Below are 25,747 nucleotides of genomic sequence, written 5' to 3'. Positions count from 1 at the left end.
AACGGCGACTACCTGGCGAAAGAGCGAAAAGCCAGGATTGTCGCCATGGAAGCACGGCAGCTCACGGACGTTGCGGACACCGCGACCGCCGGCCTCGACGACGTCATCGAGGTCGGCGGTCTCCGGCAGAGATACGGCGGCTTCGAAGCCGTGCGCGACGTCTCCTTCACCGTCGCCAGGGGCGAGATCTTCGCCCTGCTCGGCACCAACGGCGCGGGCAAGACCACCACGACGGAGGTCCTGGAGGGGTTCCGCCCCGCCTCCGGCGGCACGGTCCGGGTGCTCGGCCTCGACCCGGAGCCGGCCGCCCCGGCGATGATGGCGGGGGAGAGCCCGCTCACCGCCCGGGAGCGCGACGCCCTCGCCCTCGCGGCCCAGGGCGCGCAGGCCGGGGAGATCACCTCACCGAGGGAACGGTCCGCAACTACCTGTCCGCCGCCATCACCAAGCTCGGCGCCCCCAACAGGATCACGGCCATCCGGGTCGCCCAGGAAAAAGGTTGGCTCTGAGCAGAATCTTTTCCCCTCCCCGGGGCAGGCCGTCCTCTGAGAGCCAGAGGTCCGCGAGGGGGTCCCGTCGTCCCACAGTCCGGCATCAGCAAACCCGCACCATGTGACCGCCCGCCGCGTTCACGTGCCGCGGTCGTGTCCGGCCCGCGCCCCACGGCCGGATCTGAGGAGGAGGAGGCATGCGCGTCGCTGAGAACCCCGAAGCACAGGTGGTCGACATCGGGAACCGTCTCGACGTGGGCACCGTCGCCGAGGTGCGCCCGCGGCTGCACGAGGCCGTCGACACCGGGCAGGGCGACCTGATCGTCGACCTCTCCGGCCTGGAGATGATCGACGCCACCGGCCTGGGAGTGCTGGTCGGCACGCACCGGCGCGCGGTGGCCGCCGGGCGCCGGCTCATCCTGCGCCGGGTGCCGCCCAGGGTCATGCGCGTGCTGGCGGTGACCCGGCTCAACCGGGTGCTCACCGTCGAGCTCCCGGTGGGCGCGGTCGCCTGATCCACCGCGACCCCGGATCCCGGACCTCCGGGAAACGATCCCGGCTCCCGCGGCGCCACCGGGCGGTGCGCCCCCCTCATGCCACGAAGGACCGGTGGAAGACGTGCACGGCGGCGTCGATCAGGTGGTCCACCTCGGGCGGGTCGTCGGCCAGCACCCATTCGGTGAGCAGCTCCTGGATGGCTCCGATGACCCCGAGGGCCAGCAGCCGCCGGTCGATCCCGGCCGGGCCCGCCAGGGCGGGGTCACCGGGACCGATGATCTCTACGGCCTCGAAGAAGCCCGCCAGGGCCTGCTCGCGTGCCTTGGTGAGGCAGCCGCCGGCCCGCCGTACCTCCAGATGCATGAGGCGGGCCCGCCGCCTGTCCTCGGTGACGAAACCGATGTATCCGCCGATGCCCGCCCTGATCCGTTCGAGCAGCGAGTCGGGGGCCTGCGCGACGGACTTCGCCACCGACGCCAGCGACTCCTGCACGCACCGGTCGTGTACGGCCTCCATCAGCTCGTCGCGTCCGGAGAAGCACTCGTAGAAGGCACGGTTCGAGATGCGCGCGGCGGCGCACAGCCGCTCGATCGTCGTCTCCGGGAAACCGGGATCGCAGTAGAGCGTGTACGCCGCGGCCATCAGGCGTTCCCGGCGGTCCGCCAGCCGCTCCTCGGATGACATTCCCCGATAGGGCCGTCCATTCACGTCAAGCTCCCGGCGTTGTCGTGAGCTTGACAAATCATCGCTTTATCACTTCCACCCCAAAATTATGGCCCCAGAATCCACCATTATGGGTGCAAGATCCGTTTTTCTGGAAGAGTCAGAACGTCACATGTTCTGGCGTCCATGTAAGAAGGTCAGGGATCTGACCGGCCGGTCAAACGCTCCGGGAGGCCGGGATGGAGAAAGTGGGGAGGTTTTTCATTCTGGGTGGTCATACGGAGTTCCGTAAATGGGGTTCGGGGCGGTCCGAAAAGCCGTACGGCCTTGTGGCTCCCGGGAAACCGCCGGTTCCGTGACTCTGGAAAACCGGCCGGTTCCGTGACCCCCCGAAAGCCGCCGGCCCCGGGACTCCCGGAAAGCGGTCGGCGGCGGGAGGGTGACGGAAGAGCGCCGGACCCACTCGTCACCCCCTTCTGTCCACCCCGGGACGCGCCGCGCCTCCCGGCCCGGAGGACGCCCGGAGGGCGGGGAGCCGTTCAGAACAGCGTGTCGGTGCGCTCGATGCCCCGCAGCGCGTCGTAGTCGAGGGTGACGCAGCGGATGCCGCGGTCCTCGGCGAGCGTCCTGGCCTGCGGCGCGATGGCCTGGGCCGCCAGGACGCCGGCGACGGGGGCGAGCAGCGGGTCGCGGTTCATCAGCTCCAGGTAGCGCGTCAGCTGCTCCACGGCGTCGATGCCCGCGCGGCGCTTGAGCTCCACGGCCACGGTCGCGCCCTCGTGGTCGCGGCACAGGATGTCCACCGGCCCGATCGCCGTCATGTACTCACGGCGGACCAGCGTCCAGCCCGCGCCGAGCGTGGTGATGTGCTCGGCCAGCAGCTCCTGCAGGTGGGCCTCGACACCGTCCTTGATCAGGCCCGGATCGACGCCCAGCTCGTGGGTGGAGTCGTGGAGGATCTCCTCCATGGTGAGGACGAGCTTCTCGCCGCTCTTGCCGTGGGTCACCGTCCAGGTGCCCTCCTCCTCGCGGAGCCGGCACGGCGGGTTCATCCAGTTGAGCGGTTTGAACGCCCTGTCGTCGGCGTGCACGGACACACTGCCGTCCGCCTTGATGAGGATGAGCCTCGGTGCCATCGGAAGATGAGCGGTGAGCTTCCCGACGTAATCCACACTGCATCGCGCGATGACCAGCCGCATGGGGGCCAACCTTACCGCCGGAACACCGGTGCCGGTGGCCGAGCCCGCGGATCCGGTGACCTGCACCGACGTTGAGCTGGTTTTGGGGTGGTTTTGGGGAGAGCGGGAGACCTCTGGGAGACTGGTCGGCATGACGCGCAGCTTCGACCGGGCCGGAGCGGCCGCCCCCGGCGCGACGAGCGCCGTGGCCGCCGAGGTCCTCGCCCCCGCGCCGCCGCCCGGCCGCCTCGTCACGGCCGGGGCGCGGAGCACCCGCGACCTGCCATGAGCCCCCGCCGGTCCCGCCGCAAGGACCCCTTCGCCCGCGACGGACGCGGCGGGCGCGGAGGCTCCGGTCGGCCGCCGTCCTCCCGCCCCGTGGGGATGTTCGTCGCCGGTGTCGACCAGGTCGAGGAGTGGCCGGACGGCGACTGGCACGTACGGCGGGTCACCGGAGCCGGGGCGGACAAGACCTACCGCTGCCCAGGCTGCGACCAGGAGATCAGGTCCGGCCTGCCGCACCTGGTGAGCTGGCCCGCCTGGACCGGCGGGGAGGACGAGCGCAGGCACTGGCACACCGCGTGCTGGCGCCACCGGACCAGGCGCGGGCCGGGCCGGACCAGATACTGAAAGGCTGCCGGAGGGCCGCCGTACGGTCCCGGCGCCGAAGGGCGCCGACGGCGACCGTACGGTTCCGTGCCCGCCGGCGCCGGCCACGACACGACGTCACGAAGTGAGGAACACATGGAGATCCGGGCCTCCACGGTGCTGCCCGCGCGCAGGGAGCCGATCGAGCTGGTCACCGCCGACGGGCTGACGCTCGTCGGAGAGCTGGCCCTCCCGGCGGACCGGCCCCCGGCCGCCACGCTGGTCTGCCTGCACCCGCTGCCCACGCACGGCGGCATGATGGACAGCCACGTCCTCAAGAAGGCGGCCAACCGGCTGCCCGCGCTGGCGGACCTCGCCGTGCTGCGGTTCAACACGCGCGGCACCACCTCCGACCGGGGCACCTCCCAGGGGGCCTTCGGCAACGGTGAGGACGAGCGCCTCGACGTCGCCGCCGCGCTGGAGTACGCCGAGTTCCACGACCTGCCCCGGGCCTGGCTGGTGGGCTGGTCCTTCGGCACCGAGCTGGCGCTGAAGTGGGGCCGCGACCCGCTGGTGGAGGGGGCGATCCTCCTCTCCCCGCCGCTGCACCGGGCCACCGACGCCGACCTCGACGGCTGGGCGGAGTTCGGCCGGCCGCTGACCGCGCTGGTCCCCGAGTTCGACGACTACCTGCGGCCGGCCGAGGCCCGCGAGCGTTTCGCCCGGGTGCCCCAGGCCGAGGTCGTCGGGGTGGACGGCGCCAAGCACCTGTGGGTCGGCGAGCCGTACGTACGGATCGTCCTCAACGAGATCGTCCGGCGGGTGAACCCGGCCGCGCACCCCCTGCCCACCGAGATCCCCGAGTCGTAGCCCGGCCCGGCCGGCGTGGTCGCCCGGCCGGTGCGGCCCGCCCCGGGACACGGGGCGGCGCGGCCGCCCGGACGGCCGGCAGCGCCGATACGGGCCGGCGCGGCGATCCCGGCCATGCCGCTTCGCGCGTCAAGGGATGTCAGATCCGGAACGCGCGACTACCGTGGATCTGTGCATCTGTACACCCGGTCGGCGGGCGAAGGAGTTCCGGTCGTCCTGCTGCATGCGTTCCCCCTGTCCTCTGCCATGTGGCTGGCCCAGCGCGAGGGCCTGTCCGCACTCTGCAAGGTCATCACCCCCGACCTGCGCGGCTTCGGCGGTTCGGTGCTCGGCGACGAGGAGCCCTCCCTCGACGTGATGGCCGATGACGTCGCGCGGACGCTCGACCGCGAGGGCGTCGATCGGGCCGTCGTCGGGGGGCTGTCCATGGGCGGCTACGTGACGATGGCCCTGTGCCGCCGTCACCCCGACCGGCTGATGGGGGTCGTCCTCGCCGACACCAAGGCGAGCGCCGACCCCGACCAGGCCCGGGCGAACCGCGAGCGCATCGCCGCCGCCGTGGTCGAGGACGGCTCCGCCGTACTCCTGGAGGAGGTCCTCCCGCCGCTGGTCGGGCGGACCACCGCCGAGCGCCGGGCGATGGTGTACGGCAGGGTGCGCGGGCTGGTCCAGTCGGCCCCGCCGCGGGCGGTGGCGTGGGCCCAGCGGGCCATGGCGGCCCGCCCCGACTCCTTCGACACCCTGCGCGGGCTCAAGGTGCCCGCGCTGGTGCTGGTGGGGGAGGAGGACGGCCTCACCCCGCGGGGCGACGCCGAGGCGATGGTCGAGGCGGTGCCCGACGGACGGCTGGCCGTGATCGAGAAGGCCGGTCACCTGAGCGCGGTCGAGCAGCCGGAGGCGTTCAACCGCGCGCTGGCGGGCTTCATCGCCGAGCTGGCGGGGCGGGCGCAGCTCGGCGGCTGAGCGCGAACCGGTCCCGGGAACACGGACCCGGGGACGGTGACCGGGCGGGAGCGCGAGGACCGGGGACGCGGGGACCCCGGAAGACGAAGAGGAGCCCGGCGATCCACACGGATCGCCGGGCTCCTCGGATCAGCCGTCTCAACGCCTCCCGATCAGCGTCCCCCTACTCCTGCCACCACTCGGCGTCGTCGTCCTTGGTCTCGGTCCTGGACGCCGGAGCCGGAGCCGGGGCAGGCGCCGCGGCCGGGGTCTCGGCCGGGGCGGAGATGGCCGGCTTGGCCGGGGCCGGGGCGATCGCCGGCTCCGGGTCGGCGGCCGGGAGCGGCGCGCCGCCAAGCAGCTGGCGCAGCTGCGCGAGGTGGCTGGTGATGCTGTCGCGCTGCCGGGTCAGCTCGTCGACCTGGCGCTGGGCGACCGAACGGCTCCGCTCGGCCTCGGTCTTGGCCTCGGAGACGATCGTCTCGGCGTTCGTCTTCGCCTCGGCCACGAGCTGGTCGGCGTTCTTGCGCGCGTTGGCGAGCAGCTGCTTGGCGTGGGTGTCGGCGTCGCGGCGGGTCTGCTCGGCCTGCTGGGTGGCCTTGGTGGCCCGCTGCTCGGCGGTGGCGGCGCGCTGCTCGGCCTCGGAGACCATCCGCTGGGTGTTGGCCTGCGCGGTGGCGTGGCGCTCGGCCTCCTGGCGCTCGGCCTCCTCGCGCCGGGCGGCGAGCTGGATCTCGAACTCGGCCTCGTCCTGGGCGCGCTTGGCCTCCGACTCCTCCAGGATCCGCTGGGCCTGGGCGCGCATCTCGTCGGCCTGGCGCTTGGCGGTGGTGAGGATCTCGTCACGCTCGCGCTTGGTCGAGGCCCGCAGCTGGGCGACCTCGCGCTCGGTGGTGGTGCGCAGCTTGGCGATCTCACGCTCGGCGTCGGCGCGCTTCTCGGCCACCTCGTGGTCGGCGGTGGCGCGCAGCTTGGCCACCTCGCGCTCGGTGGTGGAGGTCAACTCGTCGGCCTCGCGGCGGGCGGTCGAGCGGATCTCCTCGGCCTCGCGCTCGGCGGTGGTGCGCATCTCGTCGGCCTCGCGCGTGGCCAGGGCACGCTTCTCGGCCGCCTCGTTCTCCGCGGCGGCGCGCACGTCGGCGGCCTCGACCTTGGCCGCGGCCCTGATCTCGTTGGCCTCGGAGCGGGCGGCCTGGACCAGCTCGGTGGCCTGCTCCTCGGCGAGCCGGAGCAGCTGCTCGATCCGCGCGCCCAGGCCGGAGTAAGTGGGGCGCTCCTGCTCCTGCAGCTGGCGCTGGGAGTCGGCCAGGTCGCGCTGCAGGCCCTGCACCTGCTCCCTGGACTGGCGCAGCTCGGCGTCCACCTGCTTTAGATGATCATGGACCTGGTGCCGGTCATAGCCACGGAGCACCACGTCGAATTCCCGAGCGGGGGTGTCTTCAAAGAAGTTGTTGAGCTGGGCGTCGATGTCGGACTGCATGGAGGCTCGATCCTGGGTTGTCGAGACGGCTACACGGGGCGGACGAAGGATTCGGACACCCAAGGTGGGGGCCGTGGCGGGACCCACGTCCGGTGATAGGCCAGCGTACTCTGGAGTTGCCGCGTTGGCGGTCCCCTCTGACTTTCTGCGTGACTTGTTACGTATGAACCCTTCCTGTATGTGACGCGGCACCCGGCCGCCACGTTGACGCCGGTCGGAAGGGCGTCGACCGCGTCCGTCGGCCGAGTCGACGAAGATCGGCCGGCGCGTCGACGACGACCGGCGGGCGCGCCGGCGTCCGGTCACCGCGCGGTCAGTGCCCGGGCGCCGCGTCGTCAGTGTCCGGTCACCGCGCGGTCAGTGTCCGGGCGCCGCGTCGCCGGTGTCCGGGGCCTGCACCAGCTCGGTCAGCACCCCGCCCATGTCCTTGGGGTGGAGGAAGGCGATCGACGACCCCAGCGTGCCGTGCCGGGGCTCGGCGTCCAGCACCCGGACGCCCCTGCCGCCGATCTCCCGCATCGCCTCCGCCACGTCCGGCACCCCGAACGCCACGTGGTGCACCCCCTCCCCGCGCTTGGCGAGGAACTTTCCGACCGGGGTGTCGGGGCCGAGGGGCTCCAGGAGCTGGATGTAGGAGCCGCCGCCCTCACCGTCGGCGATGTGCAGCATCGCCTCCTTGACGCCCTGCTCCTCGTTGGTCTCGCGCGCGACCACCCTGAGGTCGAAGGTGCGCTCGAAGAACGCGATCTTCTCCTCCAGGTCGTGGCAGGCGATACCCACATGGTCGATGCGCATGAACATATGGACGGCCTCCATGGCGATCGGTCGGGTACTCATGGGTATGGTGGCAAAGTCGTTCGGAGACTCGCCAGGAGGCCCCTGCTCATGTCTGGTTCCGTCATCGTCGCCGGAGCTCGCACCCCCATCGGACGGCTGCTCGGCTCGCTGTCCGGCCTCACCGCCGCCGAACTCGGCGGCATCGCCATCAAGGCCGCGCTGGAGCGCGCCGGCGTCGCCCCCGAGACCGTGCAGTACGTGATCATGGGTCAGGTCCTGCAGGCCGGGGCGGGGCAGATCCCCTCCCGCCAGGCGGCCGTCCTGGCCGGGATCCCGATGACCGTGCCGTCGCTGACCATCAACAAGGTCTGCCTGTCCGGCCTGGACGCCATCGCCCTGGCCGACCAGCTCATCCGGGCCGGCGAGTTCGACATCGTGGTCGCCGGCGGCATGGAGTCCATGTCGAACGCCCCGCACCTGATGCGCGGCCTGCGCCGGGGCGTCAAGTACGGCGACGCCACCATCGTCGACTCGATGGCCTATGACGGCCTGACCGACGCCTACGACCAGATCGCGATGGGCGAGTCCACCGAGCGGCACAACGTCCGCCTGGGCCTGACCCGCGAGGAGCAGGACGACTACTCCGCCCGCTCCCACCAGCTCGCCGCCGCCGCGATCAAGAACGGCACGCTCGACGACGAGATCGTCCCGGTGCCGGTCCCGCAGCGCAAGGGCGACCCGGTGCTGTTCTCCGCCGACGAGGGCGTGCGCGGTGACACCACCGTCGAGGTCCTGTCGCGGCTGCGCCCGTCGTTCGTCCCGGACGGCACCATCACCGCCGGCTCCGCCTCGCAGATCTCCGACGGCGCCTGCGCGGTCGTCGTGATGTCGAAGGCCAAGGCCGAGGAGCTGGGCCTCGACTGGCTGGCCGAGATCGGCGCGCACGGCAACGTCGCCGGCCCGGACAATTCGCTGCAGTCGCAGCCGGCCAACGCCATCAAGCACGCCCTCGCCAAGGAGGGCATCACCACCGGCGACCTCGACCTGCTGGAGATCAACGAGGCGTTCGCCCAGGTCGTCCTGCAGTCGGTCAAGGAGCTCGGCGTCCCGCTGGAGAAGGTCAACGTCAACGGCGGCGGCATCGCCATCGGCCACCCGATCGGCGCGTCCGGCGCCCGCATCGTCCTGACCCTCGCCCACGAGCTGAAGCGCCGGGGCGGCGGGACCGGCGCGGCCGGCCTGTGCGGCGGCGGCGGTCAGGGCGACGCCCTGATCATCCGCGTCCCCTCGGCCTGACATGGAGACGTCCAGCCCCGCGGCGCGGCGTGACCCGCTGCCCACGGAGGTCTCCGAACTGGTCGCGCAGGCGCGGCAGGGCCGGCCCCGGGCGGTCGCGCGGCTGATCTCCCTGGTGGAGAACGGCTCGCCGCTGCTGCGGGAGGTCACCGCCGAGCTCTGCGCGGCCCGGCCCAGCCGGGCCCGCGTCATCGGGCTGACCGGCTCCCCGGGCGTGGGCAAGTCCACCTCGACCGGGATGCTGGTCCAGGCGTTCCGCAAGCTCGGCAGGCGGGTCGGCGTGCTCGCCGTGGACCCGTCCTCGCCGTTCACCGGCGGAGCGCTGCTCGGCGACCGGGTGCGCATGCAGGACCACGCCACCGACCCGGAGGTCTTCATCCGGTCGATGGCCAGCCGGGGCCACCTGGGCGGCCTGTCCTGGGCGACGCCGCAGGCGCTGCGGGTCCTGGACGCCGCCGGGTGCGAGGTCGTCCTCGTCGAGACCGTCGGGGTCGGCCAGGCCGAGGTGGACATCGCCTCGCTGGCCGACACCACCGTCGTGCTGCTCGCCCCGGGCATGGGCGACGGCGTCCAGGCCGCCAAGGCGGGCATCCTGGAGGTCGCCGACGTGTTCGTGGTGAACAAGGCCGACCGCGACGGCGCCCAGGCGGTCGTGCGCGAGCTGCGCAACATGACCGCCCAGATCGAGGGGCCCTGGCGGCCGCCGATCGTGACGACCGTGGCCTCCCGCGGCGAGGGCGCCGAGGACGTCGTCGCCGCCCTCGACGCCCACCTGACGTATCTGGAGGAGTCGGGCGAGCTCGGCCGCAGGCGCCGGGTCAGGGCCCGCGACGAGATCGAGTCCATCGCGGTCGCGGCACTCCGTACCCGCTTCGCCCACCTGCACGGCGACCGGCGGCTCGACGCCCTCGCCGAGCGTGTCGTGGCGGGCGGTCTCGACCCCTACACCGCCGCCGACGAGCTGATGGACGCCGCCGGCTGACTCCGCGCCGGGCCGTACGGCCCGGCGCCGGGTTCGCCCCGGGCGCGCGGTGCCGGCGGCCGGACGACGGGCCGCACGCCGTACGGCCCGCCGTCCCGTGACCGGCGGGCGGAGCCTACGGCCGGCCGTCCACCGTGACGGTGACCTTCTCGAAGCCCAGGCCGCCCAGCATGCCCTGGAGCATGGCCTTGGTGTTCTGGTCGGCCCGGTCGCGCAGGTCGCTGGCCTGCGCGGCCTCGGCGATCTTCTTCTCGGCCAGCTGGTAGAGCTCGCGCTGGTCGGCCGGGGAGGACGACAGGAAGTCCTGGACCCGGTCGAACAGGCCGCGCTGCTGGGCGTAGACGTAGGACCGCCCGTTGTCGAGGTTGGGCTTCTCCAGCTGCGCGTGCGGCAGCTTCACCGTCACCTCCTTGCGGTCGGGCGAGACGGTCAGCGCGCCGGAGGACAGTCCGCCGAAGTCGACGTAGGCGTCGACGCCGCCGGCGCCCACGAAGAGGGTCCGGGAGCCCTTGACGGCATCGGGCAGGAAAGCGGCGTCCTTCTCCAGGTCGACGATGATCTGGAAGTTGCCGGTGGCCGCCTCGAAGCGGCTGAGGTCATGGATCGACTGCAGCAGCGCGGGCTGGCTGCGGTCGATCGAGTTCTCGCCGAACGGGTTCAGCCGTGACCAGACCAGCCAGGCCGCTCCGGCGACGATGGCCAGCGTGACGACGACCCCGGCGAGAAGGCGTAGGCCGCGCCCGCGACGTGGCGGGGACGCCCCGGGGGGTGCCTGTGGAGAAGCGTTCACGACGATCTCCTTCCCCCCACGGGGTCCTTCTCACGTCCGCCGGCCCGGCCGTGCCCCCGGAGACCGTCCCGGGCGCCGGGTCGGGAGCCGCCCGGCGGTCCGCCGGCGCGCTTCAGCGGGCCGGCATGGTCGGCGCGGACCGGCGGGCCGAGGCGGCCGGGGCCGTCCGGGGGAGGGGCGGGGCGCCCGCCGCGGTGGGCGCCCCGCCCGGCGTCCCGTAGAGGGCGGACGCCTGGGGAGCCGGCCCGGTGGACGCCGGGTATCCGCCAGGGACCGGCGCGGCCGGCTGCGCGACCTGCGGGACCTGCCCGCCGAAGTCGCCGCTCTGCAGCCCGCACCCGGCGAACCGGTCGTAGTGCGTCCGCAGCCAGTCGCGCCGCTGGGTGTCGGTGAGGCCCGCGAACCACGCGGCGGCGTACTGGTGCTCGGCCAGCGGCCCGCCGGGCAGCGGCCGGCCGGCCAGCCACGCGACCACGATGTCGCGGTACCCCTGGGCGGTGGTGCCGGCGCAGCGCGGGGCCAGGCTCTCGACGAACTCGGCGGCCGCCTGGTCGGCGAACCCGCTGGACAGGTCGTCCACGTGGATCGGCACCGAGCCCGGCGGCAGCGGGGCGTCCTCGCGCCGCGGGCGCTGCTCCAGCCGGGAGAACTCCCCGGGCGTCCCGGCCAGCCGGGAGGCGATCCTGACGAACGCCGAGCCCAGCTCGGGCAGCCCGTCGCGCATCCCCGGGTGCACGCAGACCATGATCGGCCACTCCTCGCAGCTGTAGACCACCCGCTGCGCGGTGACCGTCCGCGGCTCGTTGAGCAGCCGGGCCATCCCGGCCGCCGCGGCGAGCACGGCGAGCAGCGCGCCGGCCAGCGCGAGCGACTGGCGCGTCACGACCGCGGCCCAGCCGAGCAGCAGCACCGCGCTGATGCCCAGCAGCCAGAACGTCTGGTCGGCGAACGCCGCCGTGCTCAGCCCCTGGAAGGGGTCGTACGGCTCGCGCGTGGCCGGGGCGAGCCGGTCGGCCCAGGTCCCGCTCCGGGCGAGCCAGGCGAACAGGCCGTAGCAGCCGAGCCCGGCGATCACCGGGGTGATCGTCCAGGGCAGCAGCCACCCGGTCACCCAGCCGATGGCGACGTACAGCGCCAGCCCGGCCATCCCCATGAGCAGGCCGCTGGGCGGCAGCCGTCCGGACTGCTCGCCGAGGATCGTCCGGACGGCGAGCACCAGCGCCGTCGCGGCGAACGCCACGGCCGGCACCGCCGCCACCGCCAGCGGCGTGCGCACCGCGCGCCAGGTGGTCGGCAGCCATCTGCCGCTCTCGCGCCGCCTGCGCACCGCCACCCAGGCGGCGAACGCCGCCGACACCGGCCCGGTCAGGCGGAGCGAGCCGATCATGGCGACCACGGTGTTCTCCCAGGCTCCCACGCCGGGTATGAGGACGCTCCACGCCGCGGCCAGCCCCAGCACGAGCAGGACGGCGGCAGCCACCAACGCGCTCTGCTGGAGTTCTTCGCGTGAAACGCCCCTGTGCTCACGCACCGGCGTGCGTGGAACGCATCCACGCCGCGTCGGCCGGCCATGAGCTCACGTGGCGCACGAGCGCCATCGGATCGTCGTTCATCAAGCACCCCCCGTGCTGTGAATGTGCGGTGGCCGGTCCCCTCGGCAACCGGTCCGGCGTGCATCCCCCGCAGCCGGACTGAGACGGCGCGACTTTGGCCGCGCCCTCACCATTCGATGTGGGAACCATAACTGAGCGTGACGTTTGGCGCCCGGGTTCTTGGTGAAGCGGTCAATCTTGTGACTCTACGTATACGGGCGAACCGGGATGAGCTCGCGCTACCGTAGCTCTGTGGCTACAGGTCAGCTGAATCTGCCGTTCGACCCCATCGAGCGAGCCGCCCGGACGTGGCGCGTTCACTTCGGGCCGTCCTCGGCCATGGCCGCCGTCACATCGATCATGAGAGCGCACCAGATCCTGCTCTCGCAACTGGACACGCTACTCAAACCGCATGACTTGACCTTCGCCCGCTACGAGGCGCTGGTGCTGCTGACCTTCAGCAGGACCGGGTCGCTGCCGCTGTCGAAGATCGGCGAGCGCCTGATGGTCCACCCCACGAGCGTGACCAACACCGTCGACCGGCTGGAGCGTGCCGGGCTGGTCCGGCGCATGCCCAACCCGCGCGACGGCCGGGGGGTGCTGGCCGAGATCACCGACAGGGGCCGGGAGATCGTCGAGGAGGCCACCGCCGACCTGATGGCCGACGGCTTCGCCATGACCATGTACGGCGAGGCCGAGCTGGAGGAGATGTTCGGCCTGCTCCGCACGCTGCGGGTGGCGGCCGGCGACTTCGCGGACTGAGTCCCGGCGGGCCGTACGGCCCCCGCGCCCTCCCGGCGGCGGTCTCGCCTTCCCGGCGAAGGCACCCGCGTCTTCCCGGGACGGCTCCCGTTTCTTCCCCCGCGCCTTGACCGGAAATTATTAGGACGTCCTAGTATCTCTCCTAGGGGGTGTCCCGGGCCCAGCCCGTCACGAACGGCGGTCCGCCGACGTCCTCCACGAGGCCACGAGCCACGAGGCCACAAGCCGCACACGAGCCGCGAGCCGTACAAGGGAGTGGGCATGAACGCCGAGGAGATCGAGGCAGGACGGGCGCGCTGGCAGGAGCGGTTCTACCGGACGGCCAGGCGGCCGACGGAGTTCCGGACCCTGTCGGGGCTGGAGGTGGAGCCCGTCTACGGGCCCCAGAACGACGACCCGCGGATGGAGCGCATCGGCTGGCCGGGGGAGTACCCGTTCACCCGCGGCCTGCACGCCACCGGCTACCGCGGCAAGACCTGGACCATCCGGCAGTTCGCCGGGTTCGGCAACGCACGGCAGACCAACGAGCGCTACAAGATGATCCTCGCCGCGGGCGGCGGCGGGCTGAGCGTCGCCTTCGACATGCCGACGCTGATGGGCCGCGACTCCGACGACCCGCGCTCGCTCGGCGAGGTGGGCCACTGCGGCGTGGCGATCGACTCCGCGCTCGACATGGACCTGCTCTTCGACGGCATCCCGCTCGGCGACATCACCACCTCGATGACGATCAGCGGCCCGGCCGTGCCGATCTTCTGCATGTACGTCGTCGCCGCCGAGCGGCAGGGTGTGCCGGTCGGCAGGCTGAACGGCACGTTGCAGACCGACATCTTCAAGGAGTACATCGCCCAGAAGGAGTGGCTGTTCGCCCCCGAGCCGCACCTGCGGCTGATCGGCGACCTGATGGAGTACTGCGCCGCCGAGATCCCGGCCTACAAGCCGCTCAGCGTGTCCGGCTACCACATCCGCGAGGCCGGCTCCACGGCCGCGCAGGAGCTGGCCTTCACCCTGGCGGACGGGTTCGGCTACGTGGAGCTCGGCCTGTCGCGGGGCCTGGACGTCGACGTCTTCGGGCCCGGCCTGTCCTTCTTCTTCGACGCGCACATCGACTTCTTCGAGGAGATCGCCAAGTTCCGGGCGGCGCGGCGGATCTGGGCGCGCTGGATGCGCGACGTCTACGGCGCCAAGACCGACAAGGCCCAGTGGCTGCGCTTCCACACCCAGACCGCCGGGGTCTCCCTCACCGCGCAGCAGCCGTACAACAACGTGGTCCGCACCGCCGTCGAGGCGCTCGCGGCCGTGCTCGGCGGCACCAACTCGCTGCACACCAACGCCCTGGACGAGGTCCTCGCGCTGCCCTCGGAGAAGGCCGCCGAGATCGCGCTGCGCACCCAGCAGGTGATCATGGAGGAGACCGAGGTCGTCAACGTCGCCGACCCCCTCGGCGGCTCGTGGTACGTCGAGGCGCTCACCGACCGGATCGAGGCCGAGGCCGAGGCGATCTTCCAGAAGATCCGCGACATGGGCTCCGACGGGACGATGACCTCCGGCATCCTGCGCGGCATCGAGGACGGCTGGTTCATGACCGAGATCGCCGAGGCCGCCTTCGACTACCAGCGCAAGCTGGAGAAGGGCGACAAGCGGATCGTCGGGGTCAACTGCCACACCTCCTCCGTCGAGGAGCCGCTGGAGATCCTGCGGGTCAGCCACGAGGTCGAGCGCGAGCAGAACCGCGTCCTCGCCGACCGCCGCGCCGCCCGCGATCAGAAGGCCGTCGACGCGGCGCTGGCCGAGATGACGCGGGTCGCCGCGGGCGAGGGCAACCTCATCCCGCCGATGCTGGACGCGGTCCGCGCCGAGGCCACGCTGGGTGAGATCTGCGACGCCCTGCGCGGGGTGTGGGGCGTCTACAGCGAGCCCGCCCGCTTCTGAGGGCCCCCGCCGGGAGCCACCGCCTCCCTCCGGGCCCGCCGTGGAGCGGGCCCGGAGGGAGGCGAACCCAGGGTGGCGATTCTGCGCCGCCTACGGGATACGGCAGGATTGGAGTCATGAGCCCAGCGGACTTCAAACGACCCGGATCGCTGTACGGTGCCGTGGATCTCGGCGCGCGCAAGCAGGCCATGGAGGCGCAGGCCAAGCGCGAGGCCGCCGCCCGGGAGGGCGGCGGGACCGCGGCGCAGGTGATCCACGCCGATGACGCCACCTTCGCGACGGAGGTCGTCGAACGCTCCATGAACAGCCTCGTGCTGCTGGAGCTCACGGTGACCCGCGCCGAGCAGGCCAAGGAGTACAGCCTGCTGCTGGACAAGCTGGCCGCCGAGAACGCCGGCCGGTGGGTCCTCGTCCGGGTGGACGTGGAGACCAGCCCGCAGATCGCGCAGGCCCTGCGGGTGCAGAACGTCCCCGCCGTCTACGCGATCTTCCAGGGGCAGCCGGTGGCGGTCGCACCCGGCATCGCCACTGAGGAGCAGCTCCGCGACTGGCTGGCGCAGCTCATGCAGGCCCTGGCCCAGTACCTCCCGCCGCCCGGGGAGGGCGCCCCCGAGGGCGACCAGGCCGCCCCGGAGCCGCAGGCCGAGCCGGAGATCATCGCCGCCGAGCAGGCCATCGACGCCGGTGACCTCGACGGCGCCGTGGCCGCCTACGAGCGGCTGCTGGCCCGCTCCCCGAACGACGTGGACGCCAAGCTGGGCCTGGCCGGGCTCGGCCTGATCCGCCGGACCCAGGACGTCGACCCCGCCGACGTGCAGCGGCGCCTGGCCGACCCCGCCGACATCGAGGCCCAGCTGCTGGCCGCCGACTTCGAGATGCTCTCCGGCGAGGTGGACGCCGCCTTCGACCGGCTCGTCGCGGTGGTGCGCCGCACCTCCGGCGAGGAGCGGGACCGGGCCCGGGTGCACCTGCTCGGGCTGTTCGACACGCTGCCCGCCGAGGACCCGTCCCTCGCCCGGGCCCGCCGCAACCTCGCCAGCGCCCTCTTCTGAGCGCCGCCGGGGACTCCCGGGGTACCCGGCGGGCGCCCCGGGCCCCGGACGAGGCGCCGCCGGACGCTCCGCCCCCGGTGCGGCGGGCGCCGCCGGGAACCGGCCGACGCGACGGGCGCGGAGAATGCTGAACGCGCTCCCACGGGGCATCAACCGGTCATGCGGGTCGTCACCCTCTCCGCGACGTACGGCACCGCCGGAAGCGTGATCGGTCCGGCGGTGGCCGGGCGCCTGGGCGTGCCCTTCGTGGACCGGGCGATCCCCGGCGAGGTGGCCGAGGTCCTCGGCTGCACGCTGGAGGAGGCCCTGGCCCGCGACGACCGGGCCGAGCACGGGCTGTCCATGCTGCTGTCGGGGGTCATGCGGCTCCCAGCCGTCACCTTCGGCGGCCTCGACGTCTATCTCCCCGGGGCGACGCCGCTCCCGGAGGACTTCGTCACCCACACCGAGCGGGTGATCAGGCGGACGGCGCGCGAGCGGGGCGGGGTGTTCCTCGGCCGCGCCGCGGCGATCGTCCTGGCCGACCATCCCGGCGCGCTGCACGTGCGGCTGGACGCCCCGGTGGCACGCAGGGTCCTCCAGACCGCGACGCTGACCGGAGTCTCCGAGGAGGAGGCGCGCAGGCTGGTGCGCGACGCCGACCGGGCGCGGACCGCCTACGTCCGCCATTTCTACCGCGCCGACCCTGCCTCGGCGACGCTTTACCACCTCGTGCTCGACAGCACGACCATCCCGGTCGACACGTGCGTGGAGGTCATTGTGACCGCTTCGACCGCGCTGAGCTGACCGAGGTGGGCCCGTTCACTCGTCAGGTGATGGCACGATGGATGCATCCTTGTAGCAAGTCAGTCGCAAAGGAGCGGATGACTGTGGCCACCGTGCCGAGCGTGTCGTACTCCATCACCGTGCGCCTTGAGGTGCCGGCAGGCGGCAAGGCCGTCAGTCAGCTCACCCACGCAGTAGAGTCCGCCGGGGGTGTGGTCACCGCGCTCGACGTGACCACGGCCGGCCACGAGACCCTGCGCATCGACGTGACCTGCGCCGCGAGGGACACCGAGCACGCACAGGCGATCGTCGACAACCTCGGCGAGGTCGAGGGCGTCGTCATCCACAAGGTCTCCGACCGCACCTTCCTCATGCATCTCGGCGGCAAGATCGAGATGAAGTCGAAGGTGCCGCTGCGCAACCGTGACGAGCTGTCCATGGCCTACACCCCCGGCGTCGCCCGGGTCTCGATGGCCATCGCCCGCAACCCCGAGGACGCCCGCCGCCTCACCATCAAGCGCAACAGCGTCGCCGTCGTCACCGACGGCTCGGCCGTTCTGGGCCTGGGCAACATCGGCCCGGCCGCCGCGCTGCCGGTCATGGAGGGCAAGGCCGCGCTGTTCAAGCGGTTCGCCGACATCGACGCCTGGCCGATCTGCCTGGACACCCAGGACATCGACGAGATCGTGCGCACCGTCCAGCTCATCGCCCCCGGCTTCGGCGGCATCAACCTGGAGGACATCTCCGCGCCGCGCTGCTTCGAGGTGGAGCGGCGGCTGCGCGAGCTGCTGGACATCCCGGTCTTCCACGACGACCAGCACGGCACCGCGATCTGCGTGCTCGCCGCGCTCACCAACGCGCTGCGCGTGGTCGGCAAGGAGCTGGGCGAGGTCCGCATCACCCTCGCCGGCGCCGGCGCCGCGGGTACGGCGGTGCTGCGCCTGCTGATGGCCGCGGGCGCGCGCAACATGATCGTCTGCGACTACCTCGGCGCGGTGCACGGCGGTCGCGACGACCTGGACGACACGCTGCGGTGGATCGCCGACCACACCAACGCCGAGGGCTACGCGGGCGACCTGCGTGGCGCGATCAAGGGCGCCGACGTGTTCATCGGCGTCTCCGCCCCGGGCATCCTCAACGGCGACGACATCGCCACGATGGCCGACGACGCGGTGGTCTTCGCGCTGGCCAACCCCGAGCCCGAGATCTCCCCGGACGACGCCCGGGAGCACGCCGCGGTGGTCGCCACCGGCCGCTCCGACTACCCGAACCAGATCAACAACGTGCTGGCCTTCCCCGGTGTCTTCCGCGGCCTGCTCGACGCCCAGGCCAACCTGGTCAGCGAGGAGATGCTGCTCGCGGCGGCCAAGGCGCTGGCCGCCGTCGTCACCGACGAGGAGCTGGGCCCGAACTACATCATCCCCAGCGTCTTCCACGCCGACGTGGCCGGCACCGTCGCGGCGGCCGTGCGCGAGTCGGCGGGCGGCCGGGCGCGCAGCGGCATGACCGAGGCGTGACCGAGACGTAGGGTCTCCCCGCCCGGGGGACGATTCCCGGGCGGTTCGCGGAGAATCCGGGCCGGGGTGAGCGGCGCGAAGCGGTCCGTACCCCTCATCATGGATGTATGGCGGAAGCGATCTACGTCGGTGGGCTGCTGGTGGCCGCGCCGCAACTCGACGACCCCAACTTCCGGCGCAGCGTCGTCCTGATCCTGGAGCACGACGCCGAGGGCGGCACCCTGGGCGTCGTGCTCAACCGGCCGAGCGACATCTCGGTGACGCAGGTGCTGCCGACCTGGGACACGATGGTCACCGGGCCGTCCGTGCTGTTCCAGGGCGGTCCCGTGCAGACCGACAGCGCCCTGGCGCTGGCCGCGGTCCCGAGCGGGCAGGAGCCGCTCGGCTGGCGGCGGCTGCACGCCGGCACCCCGGCGGTGTCGCGGCTGGGCACGGTCGACCTCGACGCCCCTCCGGAGATCCTCGCGGGTGAGATCGCCCAGATGCGGATCTTCGCGGGATACTCCGGGTGGACCGCCGGGCAGCTGGAGGCTGAGATCGGGGAGGGCGCCTGGTACGTCGTGGACGCCGAACCCGGCGACACGTTCTACCCCGACCCCGGCTCGCTGTGGCGGGCGGTGCTGCGCCGCCAGCCGGGCGAGCTGGCCTACGTCGCGACCTGCCCCGACGACCCCTCCATGAACTAGCCCGTACGGCCGGCGCCGCCGTCCCCGGCCGTGCCCTCACCGGAGCCGGAGCCGGGGCCCGCTCCGGAGGCCGTACCGTCGCCGGGCGCGGGGCGGTCCCAGCCGGGGCGCAGCGAGCGCTCGGCCAGCTCCAGCACCCGCTCCACGTGCCGGGTCAGGTCGGAGAGGTCGTTGATCTCGCCCGACCCGCACGCCTCCAGACCCACCCGGATGGCAGAGGTGAACAGCGAGACGACGAAGTGCGGGAGCAGGTCGTCGGGGCTCATGCCCTCGCGCCGGGCGATCTCGGCGACCAGCAGCCGCTCGTTCTGCATCATCATGCGCACGCCGCCGGCGAAGAGCGCCGGAGTGGCCTCGATCAGCTCGCGTGCCTTGAGGAACCTGCTCCGGTCGGCGGTGTCGCCCTGCTCCAGTATGGTGATCATAGAGTTCATCGCGCGGCCCAGCGCGGTGAACGGGGGCTCCTCCGCGGGCCTGGCGGCCAGCTCGGCGAGCAGGATCTCGTGCCCGTCGGCGTCCAGTGAGAGGGCGACGTCCTCCTTGGTCGCGAAGTAGCGGAAGAAGGTGCGGGGGGAGACGTCCACCGCGGCGGCGATCTGGTCGACGGTCGTGGCGTCGTATCCCTGCTCGGCGAACAGGTCGAGAGCCGCGTCGATCAGTGCCAGCCGCGTCTTCTGTTTCTTGCGCTCACGCAGGCCGGGCCGGCTCATCATGTCACCTCTTCGAAACGTGGTGTTCACAGTGTGCCACAAGTCATGGGGTGACAAAGTAAATAGTTTGTCAGTTGTCAGTGTCTGCCATAAATTACTCCTCTATGACGCCTCATCCGGGGCGGCCGAGCCCAAGGGGGAGTTCTCATGGCAGAAGCCAAGACGGTGACCGCGCCGTCGCCGGAAACCGGTCCATCGCCGGAACAGCGACATCCATGGCTCACCCTCCTCGCGGTATCGCTCGGCGTGATCATGGTGATGCTCGACGGCACCGTCGTCGCCATCGCCAACCCGGTGATCGCCACGGACCTGAAGGCGTCCCTCGCCGACCTGCAGTGGGTGACCAGCGGCTACCTGCTCGCCCTCGCGGTGTTCCTGATCACCGCCGGCAAGCTCGGTGACCTGTTCGGGCACAAGATGATCTTCCTGGTCGGGGTCGGCGGCTTCGCGCTCTCCTCGCTCGCGATCGGCCTCAGCTCCTCGGTCGGCATGCTGATCGCGCTGCGCGTGCTCCAGGGCCTGTTCGGCGCGATGCTGCAGCCCGCCGCGCTCGCGCTGCTGCGCGTCGCCTTCCCCGGTGAGCGGCTGAAGACGGCGATGGGCGCCTGGGGCGGCATCATCGGCCTGTCCAGCGCCGCCGGCCCGATCGTCGGCGGCCTGCTCGTCGAGCACGTGAGCTGGCAGTCGGTCTTCTTCATCAACGTCCCGGTCGGCGCCGTCGCCCTGGCCGTGGGCCTGTGGGCGCTCGTCGAGAGCAGGGCGCAGACCCTGTCCAAGGTCGACTGGCTGGGCGTCGTGCTGCTGTCGCTCACGATGTTCTCCCTGGTCTGGGCCATCATCAAGGCCCCCGAGTGGGGCTGGGGCGACCCGCTGACCATCGCCTTCCTGGCCGCCACCGTGGTGATCGGCGCCACGTTCGTGTGGTGGCAGTCGCGCGCCGCCGAGCCGCTGGTGCCGCTCAGCCTCTTCGGCAACGCCTCGGTCTCCATCGGCACCGGCCTGATGGTGCTGGTCGCGTTCTCCATGTTCGGCGCGATGTTCTTCCTGACGTTCTTCTTCCAGGGCGTGCACGGGCTCTCGCCCATGGACTCGGGCCTGCGCATGCTGCCGATGAGCGCCGGAATGATCTTCGCCTCGCCGCTCGCCGCGGTGCTGATCGGCAAGCTGGGACCCCGGGTGACGATCTCGGGCGGCATGCTCGTCACCGCCCTGGCGATGTTCCTGCTGTCGCGGCTCAGCCTCGACGCCGCCTTCATCGACAGCGCGATCCCGTTCGTGCTGCTGGCCTTCGGGCTCTCGCCGGTCTTCGTCGGAGCCACCGAGATCATCGTCGGCAACTCGCCCGAGGAGCTCAGCGGCGTCGCCGGCGGCGTCCAGCAGTCGGCCATGCAGGTCGGCGGCGCGCTCGGCACCGCGATCCTCGGCGCGATCGTCTCGGCCCGGGTCGCCGACGTCTACCCGCAGCACTGGGCCGACGCCAAGCTCCCGGCGCTGCCGCCCGCACAGGCCGAGCCGTTGAAGGCACTGGCCCAGTACGGCAACGCGCCCACCGCCCAGCAGATGCCCGGCATTCCCGAGCAGGTCGTCCAGGGCATCGCCGACGTCTCGCACCTGTCCTTCCTGGACGGCATGCACCTCGGCTTCACGGTCAGCACGGCGGTCGCGGTCCTCGCCGCGGTGTTCGCCCTGTTCGTCAGGGCGGGCCGCAAGACCGCCGACGCCCCGATCCACATGGGCTGACCCACCGGGCCCGATGCGGCTCCCGCCCGGGTGCGGCTCCCGCCCGCCGGGGTGGGAGCCGTACCCGTTTCGCGGCTCTGAGCTGCGGTGACGCAATCGGGAAGGGGGTTGGGGGTTCCCATGAACGGTTAGACGTCAGACATGAGAACGATCAACCACTGTTTCGGGATCGCAGCGCTGATCACCGTTTCCACGATGATCCTCGCCACCGGTCCGGCTCGCGCCGGGGCCGTGCCGCCCCGGGACTCCCGCGGGGTCCCTCCGCCGGGACCGCCCGTCCTCCGGTTCGGTGACCGCGCCGGCCCCGGCAAGGAGGTCGGTGACCGCGCCGGCCCCGGCAGGGAGATCGTCGCGGTGAAGAAGCGGCTCAACGAGCTGGGGTTCAACGCGGGCCCGCCCACCCCCGTCTACGACTCCGGGATGCGCACGGCCGTGTGGGCGTTCCAGAAGGCCAACGGCATGCGCCCGGTGGACCGCGTCGACACCCCCACCTGGGAGGCGCTGGTCCGCCCGGCGCGGATCAGACCGCTGGTGCTCGACGGGGAGCCGTCCAGGGTGGAGATCGACCTGCGCCGCCAGCTCCTCACCGTCTGGCGGCACGACAGGCCCGTGCTGGTCAGCCACGTGTCCACCGGAGCGGAGCGGTCCTACTGCGAACGCGGCCACTGCGGGTTCGCCGACACCCCGACCGGCGACTTCCGGGTGGGGAAGCGGGTACGCGGCTGGTCGATGGGCTACCTCGGCGCGATGTACTACCCCGTCTACTTCAACGGCGGCATCGCCATCCACGGCTCCACGCTCGTCCCGCGCTACCCCGCCTCCCACGGCTGCGCCCGCATACCGCTGCACAACGCCGTGCCGCTCTTCCGCCTGGCGCAGCCGGGGGAGCCGGTCCACGTCCGCCGGTCCGCGCCGGAGCGGCGGACGGCGGAACCCGCGCCCCGCCGGTGAGCGTCGCAGCGGCGACCGGCCGGATGCGGGCATAAACTCTGCAAGGTGAGCACGAAGATTCTCCCTGAGAGCGACGTCCGGCCGAATCTCTCGCACGGTGACGGCGACCACGAGCGGTTCGCCCACTACGTCGAGAAGAACAAGATCATGGAGAGCGCGCTGAGCGGCACCCCCGTGCGCGCGCTCTGCGGCAAGGTCTGGGTGCCCAACCGCGACCCGCAGAAGTTCCCGGTCTGCCCCGAGTGCAAGGAGATCTACGAGGGCCTCCCCAAGGGCGACGACTCCGGCGGCGAGTGAGTGTTGCTCGCGGCTGATCGCCGCGGCCCAGGCTAAGGTCGGATGTCGCCCGGCGGCGAACGACCGGCCGGGGTGACCTGTCGGGGGAGTGCATGGCTCGGCGCGCGATCGCCGTTCTCGTGATGTGCGTGTCGGCGGCGGGCTCCGCTCCCGGCGTGCCGTCGCGGCCGTCCGCGGTGGCCGGGCCGGCCCGGTGCGCCGAGACCGCGGGGGCTCCGCTCCCCGGCCCGCCGGCCGTACGGGCGTCGCTCTCCGGCGCGCGGGCCGGGGCCGCGTGGGCGCGGGCACCGTACCCCGGCGTGCGGGCGCCGTTCCCCGGCGCGCCCGCCGGGCCGAACGGCTCCGGACGGGTCCAGGCCGAGGAGATGCTGGCCGACCTGCGGGCACGCCAGGCGAGGCTGCCGCGCCCGGCGGGCCTGAGCTGGACCCCCGTCACGGTGCCCGTCTGGGCGCACGTCATCACCGCCGGCTCCCTCGGCGCGCCCGACGACGCGGTGCGCGCCCAGGTCGCCACGCTCAACGCCGCCTACGGCGGCCGGTACGGCGGGGCCGACACCGGGATCAGGTTCCGCCTCGACGGCCTGACCCGCGTCGAGGACCCCGTGCTGTTCCGCGACCCCCTGGGCCGCCCGGAGACGCTGGAGCGGATGCGCCGGGGCGGTCAGGAGACCCTCAACCTCTACGTCGCCCAGCTCGGCCGGCTGGTGCTGGGCTACTCGACCTACCCCTACTGGTACGCCGGCGACCCCGCGGGCGACGGCGTGGTCCTCGACTGGCGCACCCTGCCGGGCGGGTCGCTGCGCAACTTCGGCCGCGGCTTCACCGGGGTCCACGAGATCGGCCACTGGCTCGGGCTGCTGCACACCTTCGAGAACGGCTGCCTGCCGCTGGGCGACACCATCGACGACACCCCGTCCGAGGGACTGCCCACCCAGGGCTGCCCGGTGCACAAGGACACCTGCGCCGGCGACGGCGCGGACCCGGTGCACAACTTCATGGACTACGCCCACGACCGGTGCATGTCGGGGTTCACCGAGGGCCAGGCGACCAGGATGCAGGAGATGTGGACGGCCTACCGGCAGGCGCCGCCCGCGGGGCCGGGACCTGAGACGCCGCGCGAGTAGACGCGGCCACCGGGCCCAGGCCGGGCACGGCGTACCGGCGGACGCCGCTCGCGGAGCCGGACACTACCCTTGTCAGGTGACAGTACCGAAGACGGTTGAGACTCCGTACGAACCCCCTCGTATCTTCGGCCCCGAACACCGCACCGCCTCACTCGGCATCCTCCTCGTCGTCACGCTCATCGCGTTCGAGGGCATGTCCGTCGGCGCGGTCATGCCGGCCGTCTCCGCAGACCTCCACGCGCTCGACCTGTACGGCATGAGCTTCTCCGCCTTCCTCATCGCCGGCCTGTTCGCCAACGTCGTCGCGGGGCTGTGGTCCGACCGGCGGGGGCACGCGGCGCCGTTCCTCCTCGGCGTCGGCCTGTTCGTGGTGGGCATGGCCCTGGCCGGCGCGGCCGGCTCCAAGGAGTTGTTCATCGTGGCCCGCGCCGTACAGGGCATGGGCGGCGGCGCGACCATCGTGGCGACGTACGTGATGATCGCCCGGGTCTACCCCCCGGTGGTCCGGCCCAAGGTGTTCGCCGCGCTGTCGGCGGCCTGGGTGTTGCCCGCGCTGATCGGGCCGAGCGTCGGCGGCGTCATCGCCGAGTTGTTCGGCTGGCGCTGGGTCTTCTACGGCATCGTGCCGCTGGTGGTCCCCGCCATGCTGATGCTGCTGCCCGCGCTGCGCACCGGCGGGGGGCCGGCGCCCGTGCCCGCCACCGGCCCCCGCTCCCGGCCGCTGGCGATGACCCTGTCGGCGGCGGCCACCGCCGTCGGCGCCGGCGTGCTGCTGTACGGCGTGGACCGTCTGCACACCGCCCCGGTCGTCGGCGGCGTCGCCGCCGTCGCGGGCCTGGCCGGGCTGGCCGCGGGCCTGCCCCGGCTGCTGCCCGTGGGAGCGCTGCGGTTCGGCCGCGGCCTGCCCACCACGATCATGATGCGCGGCCTGCTGTCCTCGGCGTTCTTCGGGGTCAACTCCTTCATCCCGCTGGCGCTCACCTCGGTGCGCGGCTTCAACGTCACCGAGGCCGGGATCGCCCTCACCACCGGCGCGCTGGGCTGGTCCACCGGCTCCTACCTGCAGAGCCGCCGAGACTACGACCGCGCCCTGCTGGTGCGGATCGCCTCCGCCGCGGTCACCGTCGGCATCCTGCTGACCCTGCTGTCGCTGGTGCCGGGCGTCACCGGCTGGATCGACGTGCCCGCGTGGATCATCGCCGGGTTCGGCATGGGCATCGGCACGGCGAGCGTCAACGTCACCGCGATGCGCCAGTCCCCCGACGAGGAGCAGGGGGCGAACTCCGCCGCCCTCCAGGTCGTCGACACCCTGGGCAGCGCGCTCATGATCGGTTTCGGCGGCGTCCTGATCAACCTGATCGGCCACGACGACATCCGCACCGGATACACCATGATCGTCGTCCTGACGGCGGCCGTGGGGCTGCTCGGCGCGATCATCGCCACCCGCATGCGCGAGCCCGCCTCCTGACCGCGACTGTCCCTCCCAGGGGCCGCCGCCCGTCCGTGACTCCTCCCGGCGGGCCCTCGCGCCGATGACTCTTACCGGCACACGTCCGGCCCGCCGTGCGGACCACCGTCCGGGTCACGCGGGCATCCGGAAAGGCCGCGAAAGAGCGCGGCGGTTCCTGATCGGTCTATGGCCTGATCGCCGTCCGGAAGGCATGGTAGGACGGGGATGACCGTGACCACCGGAGGGAGTCGTCGTGGGCGAACGGCCTCGCCGGGCGTCGCAGCCGGAGGAGTCCGGCGGACGCCCGCACCCCCCGGAGGAACCCGAAGGGTCTTCGCAGCCCGCGGAGTCCCCCCGCCCCCGGCTCGGGCTGGGGGCGCCCCGCGACTTCGAGGAGTTCTGGACACCGGACGACCACGACCCCCCGGGGTTCCGGGGGTTCCGGATGTTCCGGGGGTTACGGGGCTCTCGCGAGGCCCGCGACGCCAGGGATTCCCGGCCGCCTCGGGACGCCGGGGGCGCCCGAGGCTCCGGGAACTCCGCGGGGCGCGGGGGTTCCGAGGGTTCCAGGGATTCCGAGAGCACCGGGAGTTCCCGGGGTTCCAGGGACTCCGGTG

25 protein-coding genes and 2 pseudogenes are annotated in these 25,747 nt (G+C 72.5%); 20 read left to right on the top strand and 7 right to left on the bottom strand.

The features are described from left to right. Window positions 1–45: 45 nt before the first annotated feature. The 3 genes and pseudogenes from HDA43_RS08600 to HDA43_RS08590 form a co-directional block, all read left to right on the top strand. Window positions 46–237 (top strand): annotated as a pseudogene (locus tag HDA43_RS08600) (ATP-binding cassette domain-containing protein); the annotation flags it as partial. A gap of 51 nt (window positions 238–288) precedes the next feature. Continuing rightward, a pseudogene (locus HDA43_RS08595) lies at window positions 289–509 on the top strand (LuxR C-terminal-related transcriptional regulator); the annotation flags it as partial. 179 nt (window positions 510–688) lie between these two features. Beyond that, window positions 689–1,006 carry an STAS domain-containing protein gene (locus tag HDA43_RS08590; RefSeq protein ID WP_179819208.1) on the top strand — a complete coding sequence of 106 codons (318 nt, stop codon included), beginning with the start codon at window positions 689–691 and terminating at the stop codon, window positions 1,004–1,006. A 76-nt stretch (window positions 1,007–1,082) separates the two neighbouring features. Here the strand turns inward: HDA43_RS08590 and HDA43_RS08585 are convergent, their stop codons facing one another. Continuing rightward, window positions 1,083–1,673, bottom strand: a complete 591-nt coding sequence (locus HDA43_RS08585) for a TetR/AcrR family transcriptional regulator (RefSeq protein ID WP_179819207.1) — start codon at window positions 1,671–1,673, stop codon at window positions 1,083–1,085. A gap of 518 nt (window positions 1,674–2,191) precedes the next feature. Next, window positions 2,192–2,851, bottom strand: coding sequence for an endonuclease NucS (gene nucS / locus HDA43_RS08580; protein ID WP_179819206.1), 660 nt, complete (start codon window positions 2,849–2,851; stop codon window positions 2,192–2,194). A gap of 130 nt (window positions 2,852–2,981) precedes the next feature. Between nucS and HDA43_RS08575 the strand changes: the two genes are divergently transcribed. The 4 genes from HDA43_RS08575 (at window position 2,982) to HDA43_RS08560 (ending at window position 5,251) form a co-directional block, all read left to right on the top strand. Then, on the top strand, window positions 2,982–3,119 hold the full coding sequence (locus HDA43_RS08575; RefSeq protein WP_179819205.1) for a hypothetical protein: 138 nt from the start codon (window positions 2,982–2,984) through the stop codon (window positions 3,117–3,119). Continuing rightward, entirely contained in the window at window positions 3,116–3,460 is a 345-nt protein-coding gene (locus HDA43_RS08570; RefSeq protein ID WP_179819204.1) for an Rv1322 family protein, read from the top strand. Before HDA43_RS08575 ends, HDA43_RS08570 begins: the two co-directional genes overlap by 4 nt. Window positions 3,461–3,574: 114 nt before the next feature. Further along, window positions 3,575–4,288: an alpha/beta hydrolase gene (locus tag HDA43_RS08565; RefSeq protein ID WP_179819203.1), complete on the top strand. Its 714-nt coding sequence runs from the start codon at window positions 3,575–3,577 to the stop codon at window positions 4,286–4,288. Window positions 4,289–4,459: 171 nt separating this feature from the next. Then, window positions 4,460–5,251, top strand: a complete 792-nt coding sequence (locus tag HDA43_RS08560) for an alpha/beta fold hydrolase (protein ID WP_312873117.1) — start codon at window positions 4,460–4,462, stop codon at window positions 5,249–5,251. Window positions 5,252–5,414: 163 nt separating this feature from the next. Here the strand turns inward: HDA43_RS08560 and HDA43_RS08555 are convergent, their stop codons facing one another. After that, window positions 5,415–6,710, bottom strand: a complete 1,296-nt coding sequence (locus HDA43_RS08555; RefSeq protein WP_179819201.1) for a DivIVA domain-containing protein — start codon at window positions 6,708–6,710, stop codon at window positions 5,415–5,417. A 357-nt stretch (window positions 6,711–7,067) separates the two neighbouring features. Beyond that, on the bottom strand, window positions 7,068–7,511 hold the full coding sequence (gene mce, locus HDA43_RS08550; protein WP_179822973.1) for a methylmalonyl-CoA epimerase: 444 nt from the start codon (window positions 7,509–7,511) through the stop codon (window positions 7,068–7,070). An 84-nt stretch (window positions 7,512–7,595) separates the two neighbouring features. On the opposite strand from mce, the gene HDA43_RS08545 reads away from it, so the two are divergent. Together HDA43_RS08545 and meaB are read left to right on the top strand one after the other, a co-directional pair. Next, complete coding sequence (locus HDA43_RS08545; protein ID WP_179819200.1) at window positions 7,596–8,783, top strand: acetyl-CoA C-acetyltransferase; 1,188 nt, start codon at window positions 7,596–7,598, stop codon at window positions 8,781–8,783. 1 nt (window position 8,784) lies between these two features. Beyond that, window positions 8,785–9,765, top strand: coding sequence for a methylmalonyl Co-A mutase-associated GTPase MeaB (gene meaB / locus HDA43_RS08540; RefSeq protein WP_179819199.1), 981 nt, complete (start codon window positions 8,785–8,787; stop codon window positions 9,763–9,765). A 115-nt stretch (window positions 9,766–9,880) separates the two neighbouring features. Here meaB and HDA43_RS08535 read toward each other — a convergent pair whose 3' ends face one another. Together HDA43_RS08535 and HDA43_RS08530 are read right to left on the bottom strand one after the other, a co-directional pair. Then, window positions 9,881–10,555: a DUF4230 domain-containing protein gene (locus tag HDA43_RS08535; RefSeq protein WP_179819198.1), complete on the bottom strand. Its 675-nt coding sequence runs from the start codon at window positions 10,553–10,555 to the stop codon at window positions 9,881–9,883. 112 nt (window positions 10,556–10,667) lie between these two features. Beyond that, window positions 10,668–12,035, bottom strand: a complete 1,368-nt coding sequence (locus HDA43_RS08530; protein WP_179819197.1) for a hypothetical protein — start codon at window positions 12,033–12,035, stop codon at window positions 10,668–10,670. A gap of 340 nt (window positions 12,036–12,375) precedes the next feature. Between HDA43_RS08530 and HDA43_RS08525 the strand changes: the two genes are divergently transcribed. The 6 genes from HDA43_RS08525 (at window position 12,376) to HDA43_RS08500 (ending at window position 18,858) form a co-directional block, all read left to right on the top strand. Further along, a complete protein-coding gene (locus HDA43_RS08525; RefSeq protein WP_179819196.1) occupies window positions 12,376–12,909 on the top strand; it encodes a MarR family winged helix-turn-helix transcriptional regulator in 534 nt (177 codons plus the stop codon). Between the two features lie 261 nt (window positions 12,910–13,170). Next, entirely contained in the window at window positions 13,171–14,838 is a 1,668-nt protein-coding gene (icmA, locus tag HDA43_RS08520) for a coenzyme B12-dependent isobutyryl-CoA mutase large subunit (protein WP_179819195.1), read from the top strand. Window positions 14,839–14,954: 116 nt separating this feature from the next. After that, complete coding sequence (locus HDA43_RS08515; RefSeq protein ID WP_179819194.1) at window positions 14,955–15,890, top strand: tetratricopeptide repeat protein; 936 nt, start codon at window positions 14,955–14,957, stop codon at window positions 15,888–15,890. Between the two features lie 159 nt (window positions 15,891–16,049). Then, window positions 16,050–16,676 carry a cytidylate kinase-like family protein gene (locus HDA43_RS08510; protein ID WP_179819193.1) on the top strand — a complete coding sequence of 209 codons (627 nt, stop codon included), beginning with the start codon at window positions 16,050–16,052 and terminating at the stop codon, window positions 16,674–16,676. Window positions 16,677–16,759: 83 nt separating this feature from the next. After that, window positions 16,760–18,172 carry an NAD-dependent malic enzyme gene (locus tag HDA43_RS08505; protein ID WP_179822971.1) on the top strand — a complete coding sequence of 471 codons (1,413 nt, stop codon included), beginning with the start codon at window positions 16,760–16,762 and terminating at the stop codon, window positions 18,170–18,172. A 107-nt stretch (window positions 18,173–18,279) separates the two neighbouring features. Beyond that, window positions 18,280–18,858: a YqgE/AlgH family protein gene (locus tag HDA43_RS08500; protein ID WP_179819192.1), complete on the top strand. Its 579-nt coding sequence runs from the start codon at window positions 18,280–18,282 to the stop codon at window positions 18,856–18,858. Here the strand turns inward: HDA43_RS08500 and HDA43_RS08495 are convergent. Next, window positions 18,855–19,568, bottom strand: a complete 714-nt coding sequence (locus HDA43_RS08495) for a TetR family transcriptional regulator (protein ID WP_179819191.1) — start codon at window positions 19,566–19,568, stop codon at window positions 18,855–18,857. The genes HDA43_RS08500 and HDA43_RS08495 overlap by 4 nt on opposite strands. A 147-nt stretch (window positions 19,569–19,715) precedes the next feature. Between HDA43_RS08495 and HDA43_RS08490 the strand changes: the two genes are divergently transcribed. From HDA43_RS08490 to HDA43_RS08470, 5 genes are all read left to right on the top strand, one after another. After that, window positions 19,716–21,308, top strand: a complete 1,593-nt coding sequence (locus HDA43_RS08490; protein WP_179819190.1) for a DHA2 family efflux MFS transporter permease subunit — start codon at window positions 19,716–19,718, stop codon at window positions 21,306–21,308. 141 nt (window positions 21,309–21,449) lie between these two features. Beyond that, entirely contained in the window at window positions 21,450–22,259 is an 810-nt protein-coding gene (locus HDA43_RS08485; RefSeq protein ID WP_179819189.1) for a L,D-transpeptidase family protein, read from the top strand. Window positions 22,260–22,304: 45 nt separating this feature from the next. Beyond that, window positions 22,305–22,556, top strand: coding sequence for a DUF3039 domain-containing protein (locus HDA43_RS08480; RefSeq protein ID WP_179819188.1), 252 nt, complete (start codon window positions 22,305–22,307; stop codon window positions 22,554–22,556). A 92-nt stretch (window positions 22,557–22,648) separates the two neighbouring features. Next, complete coding sequence (locus HDA43_RS08475) at window positions 22,649–23,680, top strand: zinc metalloprotease (RefSeq protein ID WP_179819187.1); 1,032 nt, start codon at window positions 22,649–22,651, stop codon at window positions 23,678–23,680. Between the two features lie 76 nt (window positions 23,681–23,756). After that, window positions 23,757–25,148, top strand: coding sequence for an MFS transporter (locus tag HDA43_RS08470; RefSeq protein ID WP_179819186.1), 1,392 nt, complete (start codon window positions 23,757–23,759; stop codon window positions 25,146–25,148). Window positions 25,149–25,747 lie beyond the last annotated feature (599 nt).

Origin of the sequence: Streptosporangium sandarakinum (genome assembly GCF_013409935.1) — a bacterium.
Taxonomy (GTDB): Bacteria; Actinomycetota; Actinomycetes; order Streptosporangiales; family Streptosporangiaceae; genus Streptosporangium; species Streptosporangium nondiastaticum.
Note: the sequence above shows the minus strand (reverse complement) of the source record. Positions and strands in the feature narration are given on the sequence as shown.